The 23,258-nt window shown below is 71.4% G+C and carries 28 protein-coding genes; 20 read left to right on the plus strand and 8 right to left on the minus strand.

The window, feature by feature from the left end:
- Positions 1-84 precede the first annotated feature (84 nt).
- Positions 85-1,347 (plus strand): hybrid sensor histidine kinase/response regulator, encoded by a 1,263-nt coding sequence (locus RC1_RS09065; RefSeq protein WP_012567071.1) that lies wholly within the window; start codon positions 85-87, stop codon positions 1,345-1,347.
- Between the two features lie 536 nt (positions 1,348-1,883).
- Here RC1_RS09065 and RC1_RS09070 read toward each other — a convergent pair.
- Positions 1,884-2,783 (minus strand): branched-chain amino acid aminotransferase, encoded by a 900-nt coding sequence (locus RC1_RS09070; RefSeq protein ID WP_012567072.1) that lies wholly within the window; start codon positions 2,781-2,783, stop codon positions 1,884-1,886.
- Between the two features lie 89 nt (positions 2,784-2,872).
- Here RC1_RS09070 and RC1_RS09075 point away from each other — a divergent pair, with 89 nt between their 5' ends.
- From RC1_RS09075 to RC1_RS09085, 3 genes are all read left to right on the plus strand, one after another.
- Positions 2,873-3,373 carry a MarR family winged helix-turn-helix transcriptional regulator gene (locus RC1_RS09075; protein ID WP_012567073.1) on the plus strand — a complete coding sequence of 167 codons (501 nt, stop codon included), beginning with the start codon at positions 2,873-2,875 and terminating at the stop codon, positions 3,371-3,373.
- 128 nt (positions 3,374-3,501) lie between these two features.
- Complete coding sequence (locus tag RC1_RS09080; RefSeq protein WP_012567074.1) at positions 3,502-4,185, plus strand: response regulator; 684 nt, start codon at positions 3,502-3,504, stop codon at positions 4,183-4,185.
- A gap of 11 nt (positions 4,186-4,196) precedes the next feature.
- Positions 4,197-5,618, plus strand: a complete 1,422-nt coding sequence (locus tag RC1_RS09085) for an ATP-binding protein (protein WP_012567075.1) — start codon at positions 4,197-4,199, stop codon at positions 5,616-5,618.
- A gap of 84 nt (positions 5,619-5,702) precedes the next feature.
- On the opposite strand, the gene RC1_RS09090 is transcribed toward RC1_RS09085, so the two are convergent.
- The 6 genes from RC1_RS09090 to RC1_RS09115 form a co-directional block, all read right to left on the minus strand.
- Complete coding sequence (locus tag RC1_RS09090; protein WP_012567076.1) at positions 5,703-6,176, minus strand: phasin family protein; 474 nt, start codon at positions 6,174-6,176, stop codon at positions 5,703-5,705.
- Positions 6,177-6,292: 116 nt separating this feature from the next.
- Positions 6,293-6,919, minus strand: coding sequence for a TetR/AcrR family transcriptional regulator (locus tag RC1_RS09095; protein WP_012567077.1), 627 nt, complete (start codon positions 6,917-6,919; stop codon positions 6,293-6,295).
- A 172-nt stretch (positions 6,920-7,091) separates the two neighbouring features.
- A complete protein-coding gene (locus RC1_RS09100; RefSeq protein ID WP_012567078.1) occupies positions 7,092-7,586 on the minus strand; it encodes a YbaK/EbsC family protein in 495 nt (164 codons plus the stop codon).
- 13 nt (positions 7,587-7,599) lie between these two features.
- Entirely contained in the window at positions 7,600-8,412 is an 813-nt protein-coding gene (gene proC / locus RC1_RS09105) for a pyrroline-5-carboxylate reductase (RefSeq protein WP_012567079.1), read from the minus strand.
- An 82-nt stretch (positions 8,413-8,494) separates the two neighbouring features.
- Entirely contained in the window at positions 8,495-8,998 is a 504-nt protein-coding gene (locus RC1_RS09110; RefSeq protein WP_012567080.1) for a type III secretion system chaperone family protein, read from the minus strand.
- Positions 8,999-9,325: 327 nt separating this feature from the next.
- Complete coding sequence (locus RC1_RS09115) at positions 9,326-9,727, minus strand: accessory factor UbiK family protein (protein WP_012567081.1); 402 nt, start codon at positions 9,725-9,727, stop codon at positions 9,326-9,328.
- 340 nt (positions 9,728-10,067) lie between these two features.
- Between RC1_RS09115 and rfaD the strand changes: the two genes are divergently transcribed.
- The 10 genes from rfaD to RC1_RS09165 all read left to right on the plus strand — a co-directional run bounded on the left by rfaD (position 10,068) and on the right by RC1_RS09165 (position 18,142).
- Positions 10,068-11,054, plus strand: a complete 987-nt coding sequence (gene rfaD / locus RC1_RS09120) for an ADP-glyceromanno-heptose 6-epimerase (RefSeq protein ID WP_012567082.1) — start codon at positions 10,068-10,070, stop codon at positions 11,052-11,054.
- 12 nt (positions 11,055-11,066) lie between these two features.
- A complete protein-coding gene (gene lgt / locus RC1_RS09125) occupies positions 11,067-11,900 on the plus strand; it encodes a prolipoprotein diacylglyceryl transferase (protein WP_012567083.1) in 834 nt (277 codons plus the stop codon).
- The gene (locus tag RC1_RS09130; RefSeq protein WP_012567084.1) at positions 11,897-12,892 is read left to right on the plus strand and encodes a class I SAM-dependent methyltransferase; all 996 of its coding nucleotides are present in this window, start codon (positions 11,897-11,899) and stop codon (positions 12,890-12,892) included. The genes lgt and RC1_RS09130 overlap by 4 nt, the downstream gene beginning before the upstream one ends.
- Positions 12,893-13,079: 187 nt before the next feature.
- Positions 13,080-13,847, plus strand: a complete 768-nt coding sequence (gene pgeF, locus RC1_RS09135; protein ID WP_041785268.1) for a peptidoglycan editing factor PgeF — start codon at positions 13,080-13,082, stop codon at positions 13,845-13,847.
- 277 nt (positions 13,848-14,124) lie between these two features.
- Positions 14,125-15,060 (plus strand): ribose-phosphate pyrophosphokinase, encoded by a 936-nt coding sequence (locus RC1_RS09140; protein ID WP_012567086.1) that lies wholly within the window; start codon positions 14,125-14,127, stop codon positions 15,058-15,060.
- Positions 15,061-15,241: 181 nt separating this feature from the next.
- A complete protein-coding gene (locus tag RC1_RS09145; protein WP_012567088.1) occupies positions 15,242-15,859 on the plus strand; it encodes a 50S ribosomal protein L25/general stress protein Ctc in 618 nt (205 codons plus the stop codon).
- A 6-nt stretch (positions 15,860-15,865) separates the two neighbouring features.
- On the plus strand, positions 15,866-16,549 hold the full coding sequence (pth, locus tag RC1_RS09150) for an aminoacyl-tRNA hydrolase (protein ID WP_012567089.1): 684 nt from the start codon (positions 15,866-15,868) through the stop codon (positions 16,547-16,549).
- A gap of 25 nt (positions 16,550-16,574) precedes the next feature.
- Positions 16,575-17,027 (plus strand): type II toxin-antitoxin system RelE/ParE family toxin, encoded by a 453-nt coding sequence (locus tag RC1_RS09155; RefSeq protein ID WP_148213426.1) that lies wholly within the window; start codon positions 16,575-16,577, stop codon positions 17,025-17,027.
- Between the two features lie 13 nt (positions 17,028-17,040).
- Entirely contained in the window at positions 17,041-17,271 is a 231-nt protein-coding gene (locus RC1_RS09160) for a hypothetical protein (RefSeq protein ID WP_148213427.1), read from the plus strand.
- 148 nt (positions 17,272-17,419) lie between these two features.
- Complete coding sequence (locus tag RC1_RS09165; protein ID WP_012567092.1) at positions 17,420-18,142, plus strand: hypothetical protein; 723 nt, start codon at positions 17,420-17,422, stop codon at positions 18,140-18,142.
- A gap of 23 nt (positions 18,143-18,165) precedes the next feature.
- On the opposite strand, the gene RC1_RS09170 is transcribed toward RC1_RS09165, so the two are convergent.
- A complete protein-coding gene (locus RC1_RS09170) occupies positions 18,166-18,423 on the minus strand; it encodes a hypothetical protein (RefSeq protein ID WP_012567093.1) in 258 nt (85 codons plus the stop codon).
- 180 nt (positions 18,424-18,603) lie between these two features.
- Here RC1_RS09170 and RC1_RS09175 point away from each other — a divergent pair, with 180 nt between their 5' ends.
- From RC1_RS09175 to RC1_RS09200, 6 genes are all read left to right on the plus strand, one after another.
- Positions 18,604-19,896: a glutamate-5-semialdehyde dehydrogenase gene (locus RC1_RS09175; protein WP_012567094.1), complete on the plus strand. Its 1,293-nt coding sequence runs from the start codon at positions 18,604-18,606 to the stop codon at positions 19,894-19,896.
- Entirely contained in the window at positions 19,893-20,666 is a 774-nt protein-coding gene (locus RC1_RS09180) for a nicotinate-nucleotide adenylyltransferase (RefSeq protein WP_012567095.1), read from the plus strand. Before RC1_RS09175 ends, RC1_RS09180 begins: the two co-directional genes overlap by 4 nt.
- A 1-nt stretch (position 20,667) precedes the next feature.
- Complete coding sequence (gene rsfS / locus RC1_RS09185) at positions 20,668-21,099, plus strand: ribosome silencing factor (RefSeq protein WP_419760920.1); 432 nt, start codon at positions 20,668-20,670, stop codon at positions 21,097-21,099.
- Positions 21,100-21,133: 34 nt separating this feature from the next.
- Positions 21,134-21,592, plus strand: a complete 459-nt coding sequence (rlmH, locus tag RC1_RS09190; RefSeq protein WP_012567097.1) for a 23S rRNA (pseudouridine(1915)-N(3))-methyltransferase RlmH — start codon at positions 21,134-21,136, stop codon at positions 21,590-21,592.
- 145 nt (positions 21,593-21,737) lie between these two features.
- Positions 21,738-22,343, plus strand: coding sequence for a tetratricopeptide repeat protein (locus RC1_RS09195; protein ID WP_012567098.1), 606 nt, complete (start codon positions 21,738-21,740; stop codon positions 22,341-22,343).
- A 204-nt stretch (positions 22,344-22,547) separates the two neighbouring features.
- Positions 22,548-23,258, plus strand: coding sequence for a glycosyltransferase family 2 protein (locus tag RC1_RS09200; RefSeq protein ID WP_012567099.1), 711 nt, complete (start codon positions 22,548-22,550; stop codon positions 23,256-23,258).

Consider the following 23,258-nt stretch of genomic DNA (forward strand, 5'->3'; position numbering starts at 1 on the left):
GGGAGCCGTGCGAAAGTTGCCGGAGACAGAGACCCTTGGAGAGCGATAGGATAGCCGCCGGTTTCTGAGAGCGATCAAGAAGATATGACCCAGGGACAGCGGACCTGTACCATCCTGGTCGTCGATGACAGCCGGACACATCTCGCCCAGCTCTCCGACCTGTTGCGCCAGGACGGCTATGCTGCCGTCCATACGGTCCGCGATCCGCGCACGGCCGTTGCGGAATGCCGCGAGCGCAAGCCGGACGTCATCCTGCTCGACTATGTGATGCCGCACCTGGACGGGTTGCAGGTGATGGACGCGCTCCAGGCCGCCCGGCTGGAGGTGGAGCCCGCGGTCATCCTGGTCACCGGCCATTCCGACCGGAATCTCCGGCTGGAAGCCCTGCGCCGCGGCGCCCGCGACTTCATCGGCCGCCCCTTCGACCCGCACGAGCTGCTGGCCCGCCTTTCCAACGTGGCCCAGGCGCAGTTCCTGCAACGCCAGCTCCGGCACCAGAACGTGATGCTGGAGAGCATGGTCAAGGAGAGCACCCAGCGCCTGTCGGAGGCGATGGAGGTGCTGCGCCATGCCGAACGGCAACTGGCTGAACAGCTTGAGCATTCGCGGGAAGAGAACCGGCGCAAGAGCGAGTTCCTGGCGAACGCGACGCACGAGCTGCGCACGCCCCTGAACGCCATCCTGGGCTTTGCCGACCTGCTGGTGGCGGAGGCCTACGGTCCGCTGGGCAACCCGCACTATGCCGAGTATGCCCACGACATCCACACCGCCGCCGAGCACCTGCTGGCGCTGGTGGAAGGCACCATGGATCTGGCCAAGGCGGAATCCGGCCAGGACGAGATCGAGCTGCGGGAGATCGATATCGGCCGCACGGTGCAGGACAGCATCCGCCTGCTGCGCCAGCTTGCCGAGATCGGCGGCGTGAGCCTGACCGTGAGCGTGCCGGAGACGCCGCTGCGGCTGCGCAGCGACCCGGAGAAGATCAGGCAGATCGTCCTGAACCTCGCCTCCAACGCCATCAAGTTCACGCCCAAGGGCGGCTGCGTGACCGTGGATGTCAGCGCCGACAGCGACGGCGGGGCCTGCATCCTGGTGATCCGCGACACCGGCATCGGCATCGCGCCGCAGGACCTTGCCACGGCCCTGCGCCCGTTCGGACAGGTGCGCAGCCCCGATCGCCCGCACCCCAAGGGCACCGGGCTGGGACTGCCGCTGACCCGGCGTTTCGTGGAGATGCTGGGCGGCTCCATGGCGATCGACAGCCGCCCCGGCCACGGCACCGTCGTCACCGTGCGCCTGCCCGCCCTGGCGGAGGAGGCCCTCTCCGAAAATCTGGCCGCCGGCTGACGCCCCCCCGACGCCCGGGAAACGTCATCGTGCATCCGTGTTTCCGGCGCGACCGGCCCGCGGCTGGTGCCGACGGACCGGATGGCACGGATCACCACGGATGACACGGATCGGAACGGCACCCGTCGGTACTTTCCGGAGCCCCCGGCGATCCGGTAAGGCGGACGGTCACCGGCGCCTGCGGCGCCCGGACCCTTCATCCGTGTTCATCCGTGTTTCCGGCGCGACCGGCCCGCGGCTGGTGCCGACGGACCGGATGGCACGGATCACCACGGATGACACGGATCGGAACGGCACCCGTCGGTACTTTCCGGAGCCCCCGGCGATCCGGGCAGGTGGACGGTCACCGGCGCCTGCGGTGCCCGGAGCCTTCACCCGTGTTCATCCGGACAATCCGTGTTCATCCGTGTTTCCGGCGCGACCGGCCCGGGCTGGTGCCGACGGACACGGATGGCGCGGCGGATGACGCGGGGTAGCCGCCCCTCCCCCGCCGTGGGCGACGGGGGACGGGCGGGACCGGACCGGGTCGAGCGGCGTTACTCGGCCGCGGCGGCGTCCGCGAGGCGGCCGTTCACCAGGGCGTCGTAGTCCAGCATCAGGGCCTTGGTGATCTCGCCCGGGGTATAGGTGATGTCCCCGATGCGGCCGACGGCCGTGACCTCGGCAGCGGTGCCGGTGAGGAAGACCTCGGTGAAGTCCTTCAGCTCGTCGGCGCTGATCGCCCGCTCCACCACCTGGTAGCCGCGCCGGCGGGCGAGGCCGATCACGGTGCGGCGGGTGATGCCGTCCAGGAAGCAGTCCGGCGTCGGCGTATGGATCGCCCCGTCCTTGACCAGGAAGATGTTGGCACCCGTCGCCTCCGCCACGAGGCCGCGGTAGTCCAGCATCAGCGCGTCCTGGAAGCCGTCATTCTCGGCCGCATGCTTGGACATGGTGCAGATCATGTAGAGGCCGGCCGCCTTGCTGGCCGTGGGCGCCGTGTCGGGCGCCGGCCGCCGCCACTTGGAGATCTGGAGCGAGATGCCCTTCATCCGCAACTCGGGCGAGAAATAGCTGGGCCATTCCCAGGCGGCGATGGCGAGGTGGATCTTGTTCGCCTGGGCGGAGACGCCCATCATCTCGCTGCCGCGCCACGCCACGGGCCGGACATAGCCGTTGACCATGCCCGCGGCCTTGACGACGTCATTCGTCGCCTTCTCGATCTCCGCCGCGCTGTAGGGAATGCGGAAACCGAGGATTTCCCCCGACCTGACAAGCCGTTCCGAATGCTCGGTCAGCTTGAAGACCTTGCCGTTGTAAACCCGCTCCCCTTCGAATACACAACTTGCATAATGCAGGCCGTGCGTCAGGACGTGGATCTTGGCATCGCGCCACGGCACCATCTCACCGTCGAACCAGATAACGCCGTCGCGGTCGTGGAAGGGGATGATGGACATCGCAGGTCGGTTCCTCATGGCTTACGCCCGGGTCAGAATGTGTCCGGGTGGACAGCTCGGACGTTACGATCTTTCAGAAAAAAGTCAACATGGCTGACATAAAAACCGGCGCCAACCCCCTCTTCCTCCGCGAGGAGGAACTGCGTCAGGGGATCGAGCTGCTGTTCTACGCCTACCGCGACTTTACCGCCGAACCCGACGCGATGCTTGAGAAAATCGGTCTGGGCCGGGCGCACCACAGGGTCGTCTATTTCGTGGGACGCTATCCCCAGATCACGATCACAGAGCTGCTATCGATTTTGCGCATCACGAAACAGAGCCTCAGCCGGGTGCTGAACGACCTGATCGGGCAGGAGTACATCGAGCAGCGCACCGGCACCCGCGACCGCCGCCAGCGCCTGCTGACCCTGACCGCCAAGGGCGAGGCGCTGGAGCGCGAACTGTCCGACGCCCAGCGCGCCCGCATCGCCCGTGCCTACCGCGCCGCCGGGGCCGAGGCGGTGGAGGGATTCCGCACCGTCATGCTGGGCATCATGGACGAGGACGACCGCGCCAAGTTCCCCGCCCGCGGCCCCGCCCCGAAACGCTGACCCCGCCCCTGCCCCGCCAGCGGAGCGCGGCCGCCGTGGCTTGTCCGCCGGAGGATCGCGCCGGTTCGCCCGGCCGGCCGGATGCGGCGGGGGATGCCGCGGGGGCGGGAGCGCGGTATGATCCCGCCATGACCGAGGAAATCCCGCACATCCTGGTGGTGGACGACGACACCCGCCTGCGCGAGGCGCTGAAGCGCTACCTGTCGCAGCACGGCTTCCTGGTGACAACGGCGGCCGACGCGGCCGAAGCGCGGGCGCGGCTGGAGGGGCTGTGCTTCGACCTGATCGTGCTGGACGTGATGATGCCGGGCGAGAACGGGCTGGACCTGACCCGCAGCCTGCGCCGCACGGGCGGCGTGCCGATCCTCCTGCTGACGGCCCGCGGCCAGCCCGACGACCGCATCGCCGGGCTGGAGGCCGGGGCCGACGACTACCTGCCCAAGCCGTTCGAGCCGCGGGAGCTGCTGCTGCGCATCCAGTCGATCCTGCGCCGGCTGGCGAAGCCGGCCGCCGCCCCGGCGGAGATCCGCCTGGGCCGCTGGGTGTTCGACCCGCAGCGGGAGGAACTGCGCGCCGGCGAGGAGACCGTGCGCCTGACCCCCGCCGAAGCGGGCCTGCTGAAGACCCTGGCGACGGCGCCGGGCGAGGTGTTCAGCCGGGAGGAGCTGGTGGACCGCGTGGGCATGGAGTGCAACGCCCGCACCATCGACGTGCAGGTCACGCGCCTGCGCCGCAAGCTGGAGGACGACCCCCGCCTGCCCCGCTACCTTCAGACGGTGCGCGGCGAGGGCTACGTCCTGCGGCCCGACTGAGGGAAGCCGGCATGACCGTCCCCGGAATGCTGTCCCGCCCCCTGGCCGCCTGGCGCCGGCGGCCGCGGCCCTTCGCCTGGATGAAGCGGTTCCTGCCGCGGACCCTGTTCGGCCGTTCGCTGATGATCATCGCCACGCCGGTGGTGCTGGCCCAGGCCATCGCCACCTTCGTCTTCTACGACCGGCACTGGGACACCATGACCAACCGGCTGGCCTTCGCGGTCGCCGGCGAGATCGCCATCATCGTGGACGAGCTGCTGGAGGACCGCAGCGAGGAGGAACGCGCCAGCACCATGGCGCGGGCCGCGGGCGCCGTGGACCTGTTCGTGAGCTGGCTGCCGGGCGAGACCCTGCCCCCCGGCCGGCAGGAACTGCGCGGCATCCTGAAGACCACCCTGGGCCGCGCCCTGGACGAGCGGGTGCGGCGGCCCTGGCGGATCGATTCCACCGTGGCGCACGAATGGATCGAGATCCGCATCCAGATGGACGAGGGCGTGCTCTCGGTGATGAGCCCGGAGCGCCGCCTGTTCAGCTTCACCAGCTATCTCTTCATCATGTGGATGATCGGCAGCTCGGTGGTGCTGTTCGCCATCGCCATCGTCTTCATGCGCAACCAGATCCGCCCGATCCGCCGGCTGGCCGTGGTGGCCGACGCCTTCGGCAAGGGCCGCGACGCCCCCGGCTTCAAGCCGGAGGGGGCGCTGGAGGTGCGGCAGGCGGCGGCGGCCTTCCTGCTGATGCGCGAGCGCATCCAGCGCATGATCAGCCAGCGCACGGAGATGCTGGCCGGGGTCAGCCACGACCTGCGCACGCCGCTGACCCGGATGAAGCTGGAACTGGCCATGCTGCCCGACCTGCCGGAGGTGGCGGAGCTGCGCCAGGACGTGGCCGACATGGAGACGATGATCGAGGGCTATCTGGCCTTCGCCCGCGGCGAAGGGGCGGAAGCACCCCAGCCGGTGGACATCGCCCGGCTGCTGGAGGCCGTGGCGGCGAACGCCCGGCGCGAGGGCGCCGCCGTCACCCTGGATCTGCCGGCGGAGACGGCCGGCGAGGACGGGGGGAAGGACGAGGGAGCGGACGGGGAGGCCGGCATCATCCTTCCGATCCGCCCGAACGCCTTCAAGCGCTGCCTCGCCAATCTGGTGGGCAATGCGCGCCGCTACGGCAGCCATGTCTGGATCGGGCTGCGCCGCGACGCCACGGCGGTGGAGATCGTCATCGACGACGACGGGCCCGGCATCCCGCCCGACCGCCGCGAAGAGGTGTTCCGCCCCTTCACCCGGCTGGAACCGTCGCGCAATGCCGAGACGGGGGGCGTGGGGCTGGGCATGACCATCGCGCGCGACGTGGCCCGACGGCACGGCGGCGACGTGGTGCTGGGCGACAGCCCGCACGGGGGGCTGCGCGCCATCGTCAGGCTGCCGGTCTGACGGCGCCGGTCTGACGGCGCTGATCCGGAGGAGCGGAGGGGGCCGGGCGGAGCGGTCGGCCCCGCGCCGGCACCCGCGGGCGGCCTACTTCTTCGGCTGCGTCTTGCTGACGGCGACCTTCAGCTCCTCCAGGCTTTCCTTGACCCGGTTGGAGAGGACCTCGGCCGCCTCGGTGTTCGACTTGGCGACCATCTCGGCCATTTCCTTCATGTTGGTGAGCGCCTTCTCGAAGGCGGCCTTCACCAGCTCGGTCTGCTTGGCGACCTTCTCCTCCGGCGTGCCGGCGGCCATCATGTCGGAGACGCTGGAGGACGCCTCTTCCATCGACTGGCGCAGGATCTCCACCTGCCGGCGCATCACGGCCTGCAACCCCTCGAAGGCGAGCTGGTTGGCAGCGGTCAGCGCCTCGATGTTCTTGCGTTGGGCCTGCATCATCTGGTCGAGATCGACGCCGGGGACCTTGAAGTCGCCCATCATCTTCGTCACGTCCATGAACTTCGCCGGGTCCATGAACTTGGACATGTCGAAGTCGAAGAAGGGATTCTTGGAAGCCGCCATGGATTCGTTCCCCCACGTCCGGGTTGCGCCGCACTGCAACAAAGTCGCGTCGAAGACTGCCCTCTGCCGCTTTCTTAGTCAATCTTTTTGTTGCACTGCACAAAATCGCATGCACTTCAGGGGGCCGGCGCCTCGGCCGCGGTAGCCCGCCGGCGCGGCCGGGAGACGCTGTTCCAGACCTCCTCCGCCCGGCGCAGATTGGCGTCGAGCGCCGCCATGGTGCGGGCGAGATCGGGGCTGTCATCCTCGAACCAGACGCGCAGGGTCGCCAGCCAGACGGCGGCAAGCCCGCGCGCCTTCAGCATGCCGGCCAGCCCGCCGCCGGGCAGCCCGGCGGCCTCCAGCATCCAGGCCATGGAGCGGGGAAGCTGCGGCGCCACGCAGAGCGCCGCCGAGGGGGAGCCACGCAGCTCCCGCCAGACGACGCGCAGCCCGGCCCGGTAGGGCTCCAGCGCGTCGAAGCGCCGCATCAGCACGTCGAACACGCGGTCGTGCGGCCGCTCCTCCATGTCGGGAGCGGGGCCGGCGAGCACAGCCCCATCGGCGAGCCGCGCGAGGCCGCGCAGAAGCGCGAGCTTGCCGGGGAAATGGCGGTAGAGGTCGGCCAGCGACACCTCCGCCGCCGCTGCGATCTCCGCGAGCGTGAGGTCGCGCCAGCCCTTCTCCGCCGCCAGGGTCATGGCCGCGGCGATGAGGCGCCGCTCCGCCTCGGTCTTCCTGTCCGGGTCCGACTTCCTGCTCATGCCGTCTCCGCCCTTGCTGTCTTCGGCGCTTGCTGTCTCAGGCCCCTCACGTCCCTGCCGCACCAGCGGAAGCGGACTCCCGGGGCCACCCGCTAGAAGTGGGGACGGACTCCCGGTCCGGCCAGCCGGGACGGACGGGATCGCCGGGGAAAGACGGTCGGGCAGGCAGCGTTCAGGTCACCTCGTCCACCTGCCCGCCGGTCAGCGCGACCAGGGTGGCGGGGGCGACGGGGAAGACGGCGCTGGGCGTGCCCGCGGCGGCCCACACCGTGTCGAACGCCAGCAGGTCGCGGTCCACCAGCACCACCGGCGGCACCGTATGGCCGAGCGGCGGCACCCCGCCGATGGCATAGCCGGCATTGGCGCGGACGAATTCCGCATCCGCCTTCGCCAGCTTCTCGCCGCCGATCAGCGGGCCGAGCCGGCGGGCCACCGCCGTCTCGTTCACCCGGTTGCTGCCGCTGGCGACGACCAGCACGGGCCGGCCGCTGTCGCGGGTGCGGAACATGATCGACTTGGCGATCTGGGCCACCTCGCAGCCCACGACGGCGGCGGCCTCGGCCGCGGTGCGGGTGGAGGCGGAGAACTCCACGACATGGACCGGATGGCCCAGGTCGTTGATCAGGTTCTGGAAGCGCTGGGCGCTGGGGCTGAGGGGAAGCGGCACGGCCCGGCTCCGCTCAGCCCGCCAGCTCGCGCGAGCGGCGCACTGCGGCGGCGACCGCCCGGTCGAGCAGCGGCCCCAGCCCGTCCGGCGCCATCAGCACGTCCAGCGCCGCCTGGGTGGTGCCGCCGGGGCTGGTGACGTTGCGGCGGAGCTGGTCCGCCGGTTCGGCGGCCCGGTGCAGCAGCTCCCCCGAGCCGGAGACGGTGGCGCGGGCCAGCGTCATGGCGAGATCCGGCGGCAGGCCCGCCGCCTCCCCCGCCTTCGCCAGCGCCTCCACCAGCAGGAAGACATAGGCCGGGCCGCTGCCGGAAACGGCGGTCACGGCGTCGATCTGGCTCTCCTCGGAGAGCCACGCCACCTCCCCGGCCGCGGCCAGCAGGCGGGTGCAGAGATCGCGCTGTTCGGACGTGACGGCGGCATTGGCGACGGCCGCCGTGATGCCACGGCCGATGGCGGCCGGCGTGTTGGGCATGGCCCGCACGATGGCCGCCCCTGACCCGAACACCCGTTCGAAATAGCCGACGGTCCTGCCGGCGGCGATGGAGAGGAAGACGGCCGTTCCGGCGAAGCGGGCGTAGGCGGGGGCCGCGGCATCCATCATCTGCGGCTTGACCGCCAGGACCACCGCGTCGGGCGCGAAGCCGGACGGCAGCGCCTCCGCCCCGGTCACCACCTCGACACCGTCCGGCACCCCGGACGGAAAGGCCGCGGCGGGGCCGGACGGCTCCACCACGACGATGCGGGACGCGACCGAGGCCGCCCTCCAGCCGGAGAGCAGGGCCCCGCCCATCTTGCCGCATCCGACCAGCAGCAGCGAAACACCCATGCCGATGCCCGAACCGCCTCCTGTTTCCGGGGCCTGTTCCACAGCTCGCCGCGGCCGCATCCGGGCGGTCGCCGTGCGGGGATCAGGCCTCCCCGACCGTATCCAGGATGGCGGCGGTGACCGCCTCCTGGGCCGACTTGCCGCCCCAGATGACGAACTGGAAGGCGGGGTAGTAACGCTCGCACTCGGACAGCGCGATGTCCACCAGATCCTCAAGCTGTTCCACACTGGCCGCCCGGGCGCCGCGCAGCAGCAGCGTCTGCCGGAACATCGGGGTCTGCTCCTCGGGGCAGACATCGAAATGGCCGAGCCACATCTTCGAGTTCACCTCGGCCAGCAATTCGTGGATGGACGGCCGCCGCGGTACGGGCACCTTCATGTCGAACTGACAGGAGAACTGCATGGCGCTCACCTCCGTCTGCCAGACGAAGAAGAGCCGGTAGTCGCACCAGCGCCCGCCGATCTCGACCACCATCTCCTCCTCGCTGGCGCGATCGAAGGGCCATTCGTTGGCGACGACGATCTCCTCGATGATGTCGAGCGGATTGTGGGTGTTGCCCTGGGTATCGACGGATACGGCCGTCATGATGCGCCCTCCTCTCGCGCGCGGTGGGAAGGATGACCCCGCCCCCCGTTCCCGGTCTGGAAACCCGCCTGCCCCGGCTCCGTCACGCTGCGTCGTGCCCCCGGCCCGACCCAGCATGTATGACAGCGCCGATATGTTGTGGTTCCAGACCGTGGGGCTACTAGGCTTACGGTGCCAGATGCGCCCCCGTGCGCGCAACCGGATTCCCGGCGGGCCGGGTATTCCGGTGCATGAACTTTCCCCGACGCGGTTCCGGCGTCCAGGGCCGTTTCAGCCGTTCTTTCAGCGACGGTGCGGACAGGCGCCGCCCGTGCGGCGCCGGCCGGATCAGGCCCCGGTATCCTTGGCGCCCGTGTCCTTGGCGCCCGCGTCCGGACCGGCATCCTTGCCGGCCGGCCGGTGCGGCCGCTTGGGCGGCGTGTCGGGGCTCAGCAGTTCGAGCTGCGCCGTCAGCGTGGCGACCAGGGCTTCCAGCCGGGTCACCCGGTCGGCCAGCGTCTCCTGCTGGCGGACCTTGTCCTCCAGCTCCTCCTGGGCCGCGCGGGCCCGGGTGGCCATCTCGCGCACCATCTCGAAGTCGTCGCGCGGCACCACGTCCATCTGCGACAGGATACGCTCGAACTGCTGGCGGAACTGGGACTCGACCTCCGAGCGGATGCCGGTCAGCGCACCCACCGCGCTGCTCGCGACTCGGGCCAGATCATCCAGCAGCTTATTGTCGACCTGCATCGGTCATCACCCCTTGATGGAAGCGCGCCAGTATGGCGGGCGGGTCCCGGCCTGTCCAATGCAGGATCGGCCGGGCCCGTCGGACGGGGGCGCAAGATGCGGTGCCGTCGCGGGCGGCGCAACCCCGGAAAAGCGTCCCCCGAGAAGCGTCCCCTGGCCTGATGGTCCGCAACCGCGGCGCAGCCGCCGCCCGGACCGGGGACGTCCCGTCAGCCACGGGTCGCCGCCCTGTGGACAACCCACCGTGGACAACCCACCCCGGCCCCTATAACACTTCCTATAACACTCAAGGCCGGCGGACGTGCCGTCCGCCTGCTGAATCGGCAGGGAGGGGCCGCCCATGCTCGTGGTCACCGGCGGTGCCGGCTTCATCGGATCGAACCTGGTCGCCGGCCTGGAAGAGGCGGGCCTGGGTCCCGTCGTCGTCTGCGACCGGCTGGGCCGCGGGGAGAAGTGGCGCAACCTGGGCAAGCGCGCCCTCTGGGACCTGATCCCGCCGGAGGAGCTGTTCCGTTACCTGGACCGCCATGCCGGCGAGATCGACTGCGTGTTCCACATGGGCGCGGTCTCCGAGACGACGGAGACGGACGCCGACCTGATCGTGACCAACAATTTCCGCCTGACCCTGGATCTCTGGGAGTGGTGTACCCGCACCGCGACCCGGATGATCTACGCCTCCTCCGCCGCGACCTATGGCGACGGCTCGGCCGGCTTCGACGATGACCCGTCGCCGGGGGCGCTGGCGGCGCTCAGGCCGCTGAACCCCTACGGCTGGTCCAAGCACCTGTTCGACCGCCGTATCCTGCAAGGCGGCATGACCGGCGGCCGGCGCCCGCGGCAATGGGCCGGGCTGAAGTTCTTCAACGTCTACGGCCCGAACGAATACCACAAGGGCGAGATGCGCTCGGTGGCCTGCAAGATGTGGCCCGCCATCGCCGCGGGCGAGCCGGCCCGGCTGTTCGCCTCGGACCTGCCGGACTATCCCGACGGCGGGCAGATGCGCGACTTCGTCTGGGTCGGCGACTGCGTGGACGTGATGATCTGGCTGTACGGGCACCCGCAGGTCAGCGGCCTGTTCAACCTGGGCACGGGCCACGCCCGCACCTGGAACGATCTGGCCTGCGCCCTGTCCATCGCCACGGGCCGCGCCCCGGCCATCGAGTACGTGCCGATGCCCGACGTGCTGCGCGGCCGTTACCAGTATTTCACGCAGGCGCGCATGGACCGGCTGCGGGCCGCGGGCTACACGGCACCGTTCACGTCGCTGGAGGAGGGCGTCGCCCGTTACGTGCGCGACTACCTCGCCACCCCCGACCCGTATCGCTAGAGCCCCTGTCCGATGTCCGGTATCCCCTTTCCCGCCATCGACCCCGTCGCGGTCGAGCTGGGTCCCATCGTGATCCGCTGGTACGCCCTGGCCTATCTGGCCGGGTTCCTGTTCGGCTGGTGGTACTGCACCCGTCTGGCCCGGGCGATTCCGGGCCGGCCGACCCCGGACGACCTGTCGGAGTTCCTGACCTGGGCCATCGTCGGCGTGCTGCTGGGCGGCCGGCTGGGCTTCGTGCTGTTCTACAATCTCGACTACTACATACAGCATCCTTTGCAGGCCCTGGCGATCTGGTCGGGCGGCATGTCCTTCCACGGCGGGCTGACGGGCATCGTCGCCGCCATCCTGCTGTATGGCTGGCGGCACGGCTTCAGCCCCTTCGCGCTGGGCGATCTGGTGGCGGTGGCCGGCCCGGTGGGGCTGTTCCTGGGCCGCATCGCCAACTTCGTGAACGGCGAGCTGTGGGGCCGCCCCGCACCGGATCTGCCCTGGGCCGTGATCTTCCCCGACCCGCGGGCCGGCGGGGTGCCGCGCCACCCGAGCCAGCTCTATGAGGCGGCGCTGGAGGGGCTGGTGCTGTTCGCCGTGCTGGCCTGGCTGGCGTCGAAGCCGGCGGTGCGCGAGCGCACGGGCACGCTGTCGGGCACCTTCCTGGTCGGCTACGGCATCGCCCGCATCCTGGGCGAGGTCTTCCGCGAGCCCGACGTGCAGATCGGCTATCTGGCCTTCGGCGTCACCATGGGACAGATCCTGTCCGTGCCGATGGTGCTGATCGGTCTCTGGATCCTGGTGCGGGCGCCGTTCGGCCCCGTGCGCACGCCCGCGGCGGCCGCGGCCGGGCGATGAGCCCGACGCCCGTCACGGGCACGCCGCCGGAGGCGGAGACGCCGCTCGCGGCGCTGATCGCCCGGCAGATCCGGCTCACGGGACCGCTGCCGGTCAGCGCCTACATGGCGCTCTGCCTCGGCCATCCGCAGCACGGCTACTACACGACCCGCGACCCGCTGGGCGCGGGCGGCGACTTCACCACCGCCCCCGAGATCAGCCAGATGTTCGGGGAGATGCTGGGCCTCTGGGCGGCGCACTGCTGGCTGGCGATGGGCAGTCCGGCCGGCGTCGCCCTGGTGGAGCTGGGACCGGGCCGCGGCACCCTGATGGCCGACGCGCTGCGCGCCACCGCCCGGGTGCCCGGCTTCCACGCCGCCCTGCGCCCGCATCTGGTGGAGACGAGCCCGGTGCTGCGGCAGCGGCAGGCGGCGGCGCTGGCCGCCCTGCCCGCCCCGCCGGCGCCGGTCTGGCACGACCGGCTGGAGGAGGTGCCGGAGGGGCCGCTGCTGCTGCTGGCGAACGAGTTCTTCGACGCCCTGCCGATCCGCCAGCTCGTGCGGCAGGAACACCGCGGCCGGCTGCTCTGGGCCGAGCGCAAGGTGGGGCTGGACGCGGACGGGCGGCTGGCCTGGGTGCTGGACCCGGCCGCCGGCGAGGCGCTGGTGCCGCCCGCCCTGCGCGGCTCCCCGCCCGGCAGCGTCGTCGAGCTGGCCCCCGCGGCGGCGGCCGTGGCGCAGGAGATCGGCGGACGGCTGGCGCGCGCGCCCGGTGCCGCGCTGATGGTGGATTACGGCCATGCCGGGCCGGCCGTGGGCGACACGCTCCAGGCCGTGCGGCGGCACCGCTTCGCCGACCCGCTGGAAGCCCCGGGCGAGGCGGACCTGACGGCGCATGTGGACTTCGCGGCGCTGGCGGCGGCGCTGCGGGCGGGCGGGGCCGCGGCCTGGGGGCCGGTGACGCAGGGCGATCTGCTGTCCGCCCTGGTATCCGGACCCGCGCCGCCGTCCTGAAGGGGCTTGCGACGCCGGCGCACCTGCGGATATTGACAGCGCCCTCGACCGCCTGCTGGGGGAGGCCGGCATGGTCCGGCTGTTCAAGGCGGTCGCGGCAACGAGCCCCGGCCTGCCGGCCCCGGCCGGCTTCGACGCCTGACCCCCAGCCACCCCGTTTTCCGCCGCGAAGGTCCGCAGGACGACCGTGATCACCCTTAGCACGTTGAACGCGATCCCCGCCATCCGGCACGGCTTCTTCACCCGCACGGGCGGCGTCTCCCGCGGGCTGTTCGACAGCCTGAACTGCGGCTTCGGCTCGGGCGACGCGCCGGCCGCCGTGGCGGAGAACCGGGCCCGCTGCATGCGCCGGCTGGACCTGCCGGCGGAGAGCCTGGTCACCGTCTACCAGATCCACAGCCCCACCGTCGTGACGGTGACCGCCCCCTGGCACCACAGCACCGCCCCGAAGGCCGACGCGATGGTGACGCGGGTGCCGGGGATCGCGCTGGGCATCCTGACGGCCGACTGTGCGCCGGTGCTGTTCTGCGATCCCGAGGCGGCGGTGATCGGCGCCGCCCATGCCGGCTGGAAGGGGGCGTTCGGCGGCGTGCTGGAGGCCACGCTGGCCGCCATGACCGCGCTGGGCGCCCGGCCGGAGCGCACGCTGGCCGCCATCGGCCCGCACATCGCCCACCGCTCCTACGAGGTGGGGGCGGAGTTCCGCGACCGCTTCCTGGAGCAGGACCCGGCGCACGCGGCCCTGTTCGCCCCCGCGCGCCGGGAGGGGCACTGGCTGTTCGACCTGGGCGGCTATGCCGAGGGGCGGCTGGTCGCGGCCGGGGTGGCGGGGGTGCAGCGCACGCCGCACGACACGCTGGGCGAGACCGACCGCTTCTTCAGCTACCGCCGCGCCACCTTGCAGGGCGAGCCGGACTACGGCCGCGGCCTGTCCGCCATCGCCCTGGCGGAGTGACCGGCCGGGGGGCGGGGCGCCGGAAGCGGGCCGTCCGGCCAAGTCGAACGGGGCTGGCTCCCGTACCCGCCCGGCAGCGGCTGGCACAGGATGACTGTCCGCGCGGGGGAGGCAGCCATACCCTGAGGAGATGCCCCGGCCGCGCCGAGAAGGGAGGAGCAGCGTTTACTTCAAGAACATGCCTTGATATGGTCCGCGCGCCTCATGAAGGTTTCGCTACGGCCGCCGGGCGGGCGTGGCACTTCCACCACGACATCGCGAGACGGGCGGCGCTCCCATGAAGCTCATCGCCGGCAACAGCAATCGGCCGTTGGCCGAGGCCATTTCCGTTTGCCTCAAGGTGCCCTTGACCAAGGCCAGCGTCCGGCGCTTCTCGGACATGGAGGTCTTCGTCGAGATCCTGGAGAACGTCCGGGGCGAGGACACCTTCGTCATCCAGTCGACCAGCTATCCGGCGAACGACAACCTGATGGAGCTGCTGGTCACCATCGATGCGCTGCGCCGCGGGTCCGCGCGCCGCATCACGGCGGTGATCCCCTACTACGGCTATGCCCGGCAGGACCGCAAGACCGGCCCGCGCACGCCGATCTCCGCCAAGCTGGTCGCCAACCTGGTCACCATGGCCGGCGCCCACCGCGTGCTGACGCTGGACCTGCACGCCGGCCAGATCCAGGGCTTCTTCGACATCCCGACGGACAACCTGATCGCCGCCCCGGTGTTCACCCAGGACATCCAGGCGAAGATGCCGGACAAGGGCAACCTGACCATCGTGTCGCCCGACGTGGGCGGCGTGGTCCGCGCCCGCGCCATCGCCAAGCGCCTGGACGCCGACCTCGCCATCATCGACAAGCGGCGCGAGCGCGCCGGCGTGTCGGAGGTGATGAACGTCATCGGCGACGTGGACGGCCGCGACTGCATCCTGATCGACGACATCGTGGATTCCGCCGGCACCCTGTGCAACGCGGGCGTGGCCCTGCGTGAGCGCGGCGCCCGCTCGGTCCGCGCCTATGTCACCCACGGCGTGCTGTCGGGCGGCGCCGTCGCCCGCGTCGCGGACTCGCCGCTGGACGAGCTGGTGACGACGGACAGCATCCAGGCGACGGAGGCCGTGCGCGTCTCCCGCAACATCCGCCAGCTCACCATCGCGCCGCTGATGGCCGAGGCGGTGGAGCGCATCAGCCACGAGCGCTCGGTGTCGAGCCTGTTCGACTGATCTTCGACTGACCACCGTCGGCGCCGGTCCTTTTCCGGGTCTGCGCTTGACAGGAAACGGGGCGGGCATTAGACCCGCGCAACTTGATCCGGGCGTACAGCACCCCTGGAGGCTGGCGTCCGGCTCGCGGACCCGGGGCGATCCCGCCCGACCGGGTCCGTCTGCTTTGAGGAGATGACCTATGACCCAGACCATCGCGCTGAGCGCCGAGCTGCGCGACCGGGCCGGAAAGGGGACCGCCCGCCAGACGCGCCGCGAGGGCCGCATTCCGGCCGTGATCTACGGCAACAAGGAAAAGCCGGTGATGATCTCGCTGGAGTTCAACCAGTTCTTCCGCGAGCTGCACCGCCCGGGCTTCTTCACGCACCTGTTCAGCATCACCGTCGACGGCGCCACGCACCGCGTGCTGCCGCGTGACGTGCAGTTCGACCCGGTCAGCGACCGGCCGCTGCATGTGGACTTCCTGCGCGTCTCCGCCGCGACCGAGATCGTGGTGAAGATTCCGGTGGAGTTCGCCAACGGCGAAACCTCCCCGGGCATCAAGCGGGGCGGCGTGCTGAACATCGTGCGCCACGAGATTGAGGTGTTCTGCCGGGCCGACAACATCCCGGAGCACATCACCGTCGATCTGGCCGATGCGGACCTGAACAGCTCCATCCACATCAGCGCGGTGGCGCTGCCGGAAGGCGTGCGTCCGACCATTGCCGACCGCGATTTCACCATCGCCACCATCGCCGCCCCGTCGGGCCTCAAGTCCGAGGCTGCCGAGGCGGAGGATGCGGCCCAGGCGGGCGCGTAAGCTCCGATGCGTCTCGTCGTCGGTCTGGGCAATCCCGGCCCGGAGTACGAGCGCCAGCGGCATAATGTCGGCTTCATGGCGGTGGACCTGCTCCACCGCCGCTACGGCTTCGGTCCCTGGAAGCGCCGCTTCCAGGGGCTGACCGCCGAAGGCAGCGTGGCGGGGGAGAAGGTCCTTCTCCTGAAGCCCGCCACCTTCATGAACCTCTCCGGCCAGGCCGCCGGCGAGGCCATGCGCTTCTACAAGATCACGCCCGACCAGGTCCTCGTCTTCCATGACGAGCTGGACCTGCCGCCGGGCCGCGTCCGCGTCAAGCGGGGCGGCGGCCATGGCGGCCACAACGGCCTGCGGTCGCTGGACGACCATGTCGGCAAGGACTACTGGCGCATCCGCATCGGCATCGGCCACCCCGGCTCGAAGGAGCGGGTGACCGGCTGGGTGCTGTCCAACTTCGCCAAGGCGGAGGAACAGTGGCTGGAGCCGCTGCTGGACGCCCTGGTGGCGGAAGCTCCCCTGCTCGTGGCCGGCGAGCCCGAGAAGTACGCCAGCCGCATCGCCCTGCTGACCCAGCCCCCCAAGCCGCCGAAGCCCCCGAAACCGCCGAAGGACGGCGCGAAGGAGACGGCCGGCAAGGGAACGGAAGCAGAAACGGCCAAGCCCCCCGGCCCCGCGGCCGGGCGCACCGGGTAGGGCGCCTTTTCGGCCTGCGGAGTGGATGCTGCCGGCAGGTGGCGTTGCGATACCCTCCGGTGATATGATCCCCAAGGGAGTGCCGGTCGTCTTCAACCGTTCGGAACGGGTCTGGATGCGTGCGGTGTCGCACAGGCTGCTGCGAACGGTGATCGAGACGCCCGTGTTCTCAAGGCGGGCGGATGCACTTCTGACCCCGGCCGAGCGGGACAGGCTGATCGAGACATTGTCGAACCACCCGGAGCGCGGCGTCCCGGTCCCCGGGATGAACGGCATCCGGAAGATGCGCTTCGCGGCGGACGGCAGGGGCAGGAGCGGCGGATTCCGCGTTCTCTATTTCCTGCGGCTCCGGGATGATCTGGTGTTCGCGCTCCTGATCTATGGCAAGAATGAGCAGGTCAACCCGACGCCCGAACAGCAAAAGAAGCTGTGCGACCTTGTCGAGCGCCTGACCCAGGACCCGCCGCGCAACCGGTGACATGGAGGTTCCGATGTCCCGCACCACCGATGTGACCGACGAGCTTCTGGTCTCCCTGGACGAGGCCGTGGCGATCGTCGCGGGGAGGACGGGGCCGGGCCGGGTCCATGTCGCGGGACCTGCGGCCCAGCCGGCGCCGCCGGCCGTTCCGGAAACGATGCCGGCCGGGAGCCCCCGGAGCGCCGACCGGATCCGGTCGCGTCTGCGCGGCGCTCCACGCCGCACGGCCCTGCCCGAGGGATAAGGCATTGTCGCCTGCCCGGCGCACCGGCTGACGTCCCTGCGACGGGACGCCCCCGACCCCCCTCCTGCCTGGATCGGCCCCGGCGGGCGCTATAGGATCGCCCCGGTCCGGGCATGACGGATGCCCCGTGGTCGATCAGGGTCGGGCGATGGTACGCGCAGGTCTGGTCTTCTTGGCGATTCTGCTGGCCGGGGCGGTGGCCGGCACGCTGATGATGTACTTCACGATGAACCCGCCGGCATCGGCGGACTCGCTGCAACGGCTGGCGGCGGCGCTCCTGATCTGCATCGTGGCGCTGGTGTCGGTGGTGCTGCTGACCCGCGACGCGGCCGCCGTGCAAACCGCCCTGCCCGCCCCCGCTCCCGACCTGCCGGAGACGGGGCCGGCGGCCGACGGGGCGGTCCTGGACGAGATGATCCGCATGGCGGAGGTGCGGCTGTCGGCGCAGTACACGGCGGCCCTGGCCGCGGATCAGCGGGCCAACTCCTTCACCGGCCTGATGATCGCCCTGACCCTGGGGCTGGGCGTCGCCACCCTGCTGCTGCACGGGCGCGCGCCCGCCCTGAGCATCGCCGCCGGCTTCGGCAGCCTGACGGCCCAGGTGGCCGCGGCCATCGCCTACTGGGCCGGCAAACCCCGGTCCCTGGCCCCGGCCGGCGTCCTGCCGTCCGACTGGACGCCGGAGATGCGGACCCTGTCCGACCCTTGCGCCGTGAAGGCCCGCATCTGCCGGCTCTACGAGGACCGGCTGCGTGAGAACGAGGCGGCCCTGGCCGAGGCGTCGCGGGCCACGGGCACGGCCGTTCTGGCGGGGCTGGCGATGCCGGTCGTGGCGCTGATCGCCTATCTGCTGGCGAGCCGGTTCCTCTAAGGCCGTCAGCCCGGGCGCTCCCGTCACGCCAGCAGGTCGATCAGCATCCCGGTGGTGCGGTCGTCGCTGCGCAGCACGGCGGCCGCCACGCCGGCCTGCACCTGGGCGAGCGCGAGGTCGGCCGCCGCCTGGGGCAGCACGGCGGCGGCCTCGCCACCACCGGCAAGCGCCTCCGCCGCGCGGGCGACGCGCGCCTGGGCATCCCCGATGCCGGAAAGCGCCAGACCGGAGGGAGAGCCGGTCAGGGGACCGCTCCCGGAAATACCGCCGATCCCTGCCATGCCGATCCCCTTCCCCCGCCACAGGACAGTCCCCGCGGGTCCCCGATCATAGCCGCATCAGCGGCGCCGGGCGAGCCCCGCCGCGTCTGCCCGCCACCCCCTGGTTGCCGGTCGGGCTGGCGTATGGTCATCATCTCACGGTTCCGATAGTGTCGCCTGCCCAGGCCGGGAGAGGGTGTCATGGATGCACGGGAAGCCGCCGCCGAGGCGCCGATGGACGACGTCGCCGCCCTGATGGAGACGCTGGGCCGCCGGGCCCGCGCCGCCGCGGAGCAGCTCGCCACCGTGCCGACGGCGGCGAAGGACGCGGCCCTGCGCGCGGCCGCCGCTGCCGTGCGCGCCCGTGCGGCGGAAATCCTGGAGGCCAACGCGGCCGACATGCAGGCGGCGCGGGCCAAGGACCTGCCCCCGGCCATGCTGGACCGGCTGCGGCTGGACGGCGGCCGGGTCGATGCCATCGCCCGGGGGCTGGAGGAGGTGGCCGCCCTGCCCGATCCGGTGGGCAGCGTGACGGAGGAGTGGACCCGCCCGAACGGGCTGCGCATCCAGCGGGTGCGGGTGCCGCTGGGCGTCATCGGCATCATCTACGAGAGCCGCCCCAACGTGACGGCGGACGCCGGAGGGCTGTGCCTGAAGTCGGGCAACGCCGCCATCCTGCGCGGCGGTTCGGAGAGCTTCCACAGCTCCCGCGCCATCCTGGCGGCCCTGCAGGACGGGCTGCGCGCGGCCGGGCTGCCGCCGGACGCCGTGCAGGCGGTGCCGACCCGCGACCGCGCCGCCGTCGGTGCCCTGCTGGGCCTGACCGGGCTGGTGGACGTGGTGATCCCGCGCGGCGGCAAGTCGCTGACCGCCCGGGTGGCGGCAGAGAGCCGGGTGCCGGTGATCTACCACCTGGACGGCATCTGCCATGTCTACGTGGACCGTGCCGCCGATGTGGAGAAGGCGCGGGCCGTGGTGATGAACTCCAAGATGCGGCGCACCGGCATCTGCGGGGCGGCGGAGACGCTGCTGGTGGACCGCACGGTGCTGGACAGCCACCTGCGCCCGATCCTGGCCGACCTGCTGGAGGCCGGCTGCGAGATCCGCGGCGACGCGGCGGTGCAGGCGCTGGACCCACGGGTCCGGCCCGCCGCCGAGGAGGACTGGGAGACCGAGTACCTGGACGCCATCCTGTCGGTGAAGGCGGTGGACGGGGTGGACGCGGCGGTGGAGCACATCCAGCGCCACGGCAGCCACCACACCGACAGCATCGTGACCAAGGACGCGGCCACGGCCGAGCGCTTCCTGTCCCGCGTGGACAGCGGCATCGTGCTGTGGAACGCCTCCACCCAGTTCGCCGACGGCGGCGAGTTCGGCTTCGGGGCGGAGATCGGCATCTCCACCGGCAAGCTGCACGCCCGCGGCCCCGTCGGCGCTGCCCAGCTCACCAGCTACAAGTACGTCGTCCGCGGCGACGGCCAGATCCGGCCGTGACGCAGGCCCCCGACCCCGGCGGAGCGGGTGCCGCCACCCGCCCCTATTCCCGCACTGCCGCCCCGCTCCCGTCTCCGGCACAGCCGCGCCCCCTGGGCGGGGCGGCCTGGGCCGGGCGGCGCATCGGGCTGCTGGGCGGGTCGTTCAACCCGGCGCACGAGGGGCACCGCCACATCAGCCTGATGGCGCTGAAGCGGCTGGGGCTGGATCAGGTCTGGTGGCTGGTGACGCCGCAGAACCCGCTGAAGTCCGCCGCCGATACGGCGGCGCTGGACCTGCGCGTGGCGACCGCCCAGGCCCGCGCCCGGCACCCGCGCATCGTGGTGACGGCGCTGGAGACGCAGCTCGGCACCCGCTACACGGCGGAAACGCTGGCCGAACTGCGTCGGCGCTTCCCGCGGACGCGCTTCGTCTGGCTGATGGGGGCGGACAACCTGCGGCAGATCCCCCACTGGCGGGGCTGGACGCGAATCTTCGGGATGGTCCCGGTTGCAGTCTTCCCGCGCCATCCCTATGCTATTCCCGCGCTGGTCGGCAAGGCCGCCCGGCGCTTCGCCCGGGACCGGGTGGATGCGGGCCGGTCGCGCGAGCTTCCCCTGAGGGAGCCGCCGGCCTGGGTGTTCCTGGACGGCCCCCTGCATCCGGCCTCGGCAACGGAGATCCGGCGCCGGGGCGATTCCCGTGCCTGGGCCGGGAAGACCGGGGTTCCGGCAGCCGGCGTCGCGGCAAGCGACGGCCCGGCGGATCGGGCCCCCCATCATGGGACATGAGGTGAAGACCATACCTGCCGCATCTAGCATCGGCGTCGCCGGCGCCAGCGCCGCTTCCGCCGACATCCCCGCCCGCATCCGGGATCTCGTCCTCCAGTCGCTCGACGGCGACAAGGCAGAGGACACGGTCGTGATCGACCTGATCGGCAAGACGAGCCTGGCCGACTACATGGTCGTCACTTCCGGCCGTTCGGCCCGTCAGGTCGGCGCCATGGCCGACCACCTGCTGGAGAAGCTGAAGGCCATGGGCATCGACGCCGAGGCCGAGGGCATGCCCCAGAACGACTGGGTGCTGATCGACGCCGGCGACGTGATCGTCCACCTGTTCCGGCCGGAGGTCCGCGCCTTCTACAACATCGAGAAGATGTGGGGCGTGGAACCGCCGGCATCGCTGATCACGACCGGGTTCCAGCCGGACCTGCGGGCGGGCTGACCGCCCGCCCGGTCCACGCGGGGAAGACGCCGACATGCGCCTGTGGCTTGCCGCCGTGGGGCGGGCCAGGCCCGGCCCCGCGCGCGACCTGTTCGAGGAGTACCGCGGCCGCCTGGGCTGGCCCCTGACCTTGAAAGAGGTCGAGGCCCGCAAGCGGGTGGCGGGCGAGGAACTGAAGCGGCTGGAAGCGGACCTGCTTCTGGCCGCGGTTCCCCCCGGCGCCATCCTGGTGGCGCTGGACGAGCGCGGCCAGATGCTCGCCTCCGAAGCCTTCGCCCGCCGCCTGGGCACCTGGCGCGACCAGGACAGCGCCGACATCGCCTTCGTCATCGGTGGCGCCGACGGACTGGCCGAGGAGGTGCGGCGCCGCGCCGACCTGCTGCTGGCCTTCGGCCCCATGACCTGGCCGCACATGCTGGTGCGCGGGATGCTGGCCGAGCAGATCTATCGCGCCCAGCAGATCCTGGCCGGCCACCCCTATCACAGGGCTTAAGACTTCCGAAGGCGTCACACGCCTGCACGCGCTGCATGACAACGGCGGACGGACCTGCATTCCCGCCGATCTGCTTTCCCACGCCACCGAACACTTCCATGCTAGCCTTCAATACTCGGGCAACGCTTGACATGGGGAGGTCGGTATGCGGAAAGCATCGCTGTCGGTGGCGTCTGTTCTCTCCTTCTCCCTTGGAACCCTGGCCGTCGGACTCCTGGCCCTGGTCATGTGCACCGGGCCGGCGGTGGCGGAGGTCCGGTCCCTGAGCACGACCGGCACCATCACGGTGATCGGGCTGACCGATGTGCAGCTCTGCGTGCGGGAGACCCTGCGGGACAATCTCGACGAGGCGGACTACTGGTGTACCCGGACCCTGCAACGGGCGGAGAGCAGCATCAACAGCCGCGCCGTGGCCTCGGTCCACCGCGGCGTGCTGAACCTGAAGCGTGGCCGGACGGCGGACGCGCTGGCGGACATGAACGAGGCGATCCGGCTGACGCCCGACTATGGCGACGCCCACTTCAACCTGGGCAACGCCCTGTTCGCGCTGGGCCGCTACGGCGAGGCGGCGCAGGCCTACGGCAGCGCCATCGCGCTCGCCAATTCGACCATGCCGGACCTGACCTACTTCAACCGGGCCAAGGCCCATGAGCGGCTGGGTCGGGCAGACCTCGCCCGCGCCGACTACGATCAGGCCCGCGCCCTGATGGCGCCGGACAGCCCCCTGCGCGGACGGCTGGCGCAGAACTGACCGGCGGCGGCGCGGAAACGGTCCATGATGAAAGAGGCGTGGGGCGGCAGGATCACCCGCCGCCCCACGCCGGTCCGTGCCGGGACAAGACCTGTTACCGACAGACAAGACCTGCGGGGTTGACGCGGCCGCCCAGCCAAAGCTTCACTGGCGCCCCGTCGCGGCCCGGGCTAAGAGCGCGGCCGGATTACGCGCGAGGTCGCCTTGCTCCGCTATTCGCTGGTCATTCCGGTCCTGAACGAACAGGACAACGTGCTGCCCCTGGTCGAGGAGCTGTACGCCGTCCTGGACCCCGGCTTCGAACTGATCTTCGTGGATGACGGCTCCACCGACGCCACGGCCGAGCGGCTGGCGGCGGCGAAGGAGCGCTTCCCCGGCCTGCGCCTGATCCGCCACGCCGGCCGCGCCGGCAAGAGTGCCGCCCTGCGCACCGGGATCGCTGCCGCCACCGCCCCCTGGATCGTCACCATGGACGGCGACGGCCAGAACGACCCGCGCGACGTGCCCCGCCTGCTGGCGGCGGCCGAGGCCGACCCCGCCGTGGCGCTGGTCGCCGGGCTGCGGCGCAAGCGCGACGACATCTGGCGCAAGCGCGTCGCCTCGCGCATCGGCAACGGCATCCGCCGCGCCCTGCTGCGCGACGACTGCCCGGACACGGCCTGCGGGCTGAAGGCGATCCGGCGCGACGTGTTCCTGGGGCTGCCCTTCTTCGACAGCCTGCACCGCTTCTTCCCGGCGCTGGTGCGCCGGCACGGCCACGCCGTCGCCATGGTGGCGGTGAACGACCGGGCGCGGCGGGCCGGGGTCTCCAAGTACACGAACTGGGGCCGCGCCGTGGCCGGCCTGTTCGATCTGGCCGGCGTCGTCTGGCTGATGCGCCGCACCACCCTGCCCTCCGCCGCGACCGAGATCTGA

The sequence above is a fragment of the Rhodospirillum centenum SW genome (assembly GCF_000016185.1).
Lineage (GTDB): Bacteria > Pseudomonadota > Alphaproteobacteria > Azospirillales > Azospirillaceae > Rhodocista > Rhodocista centena.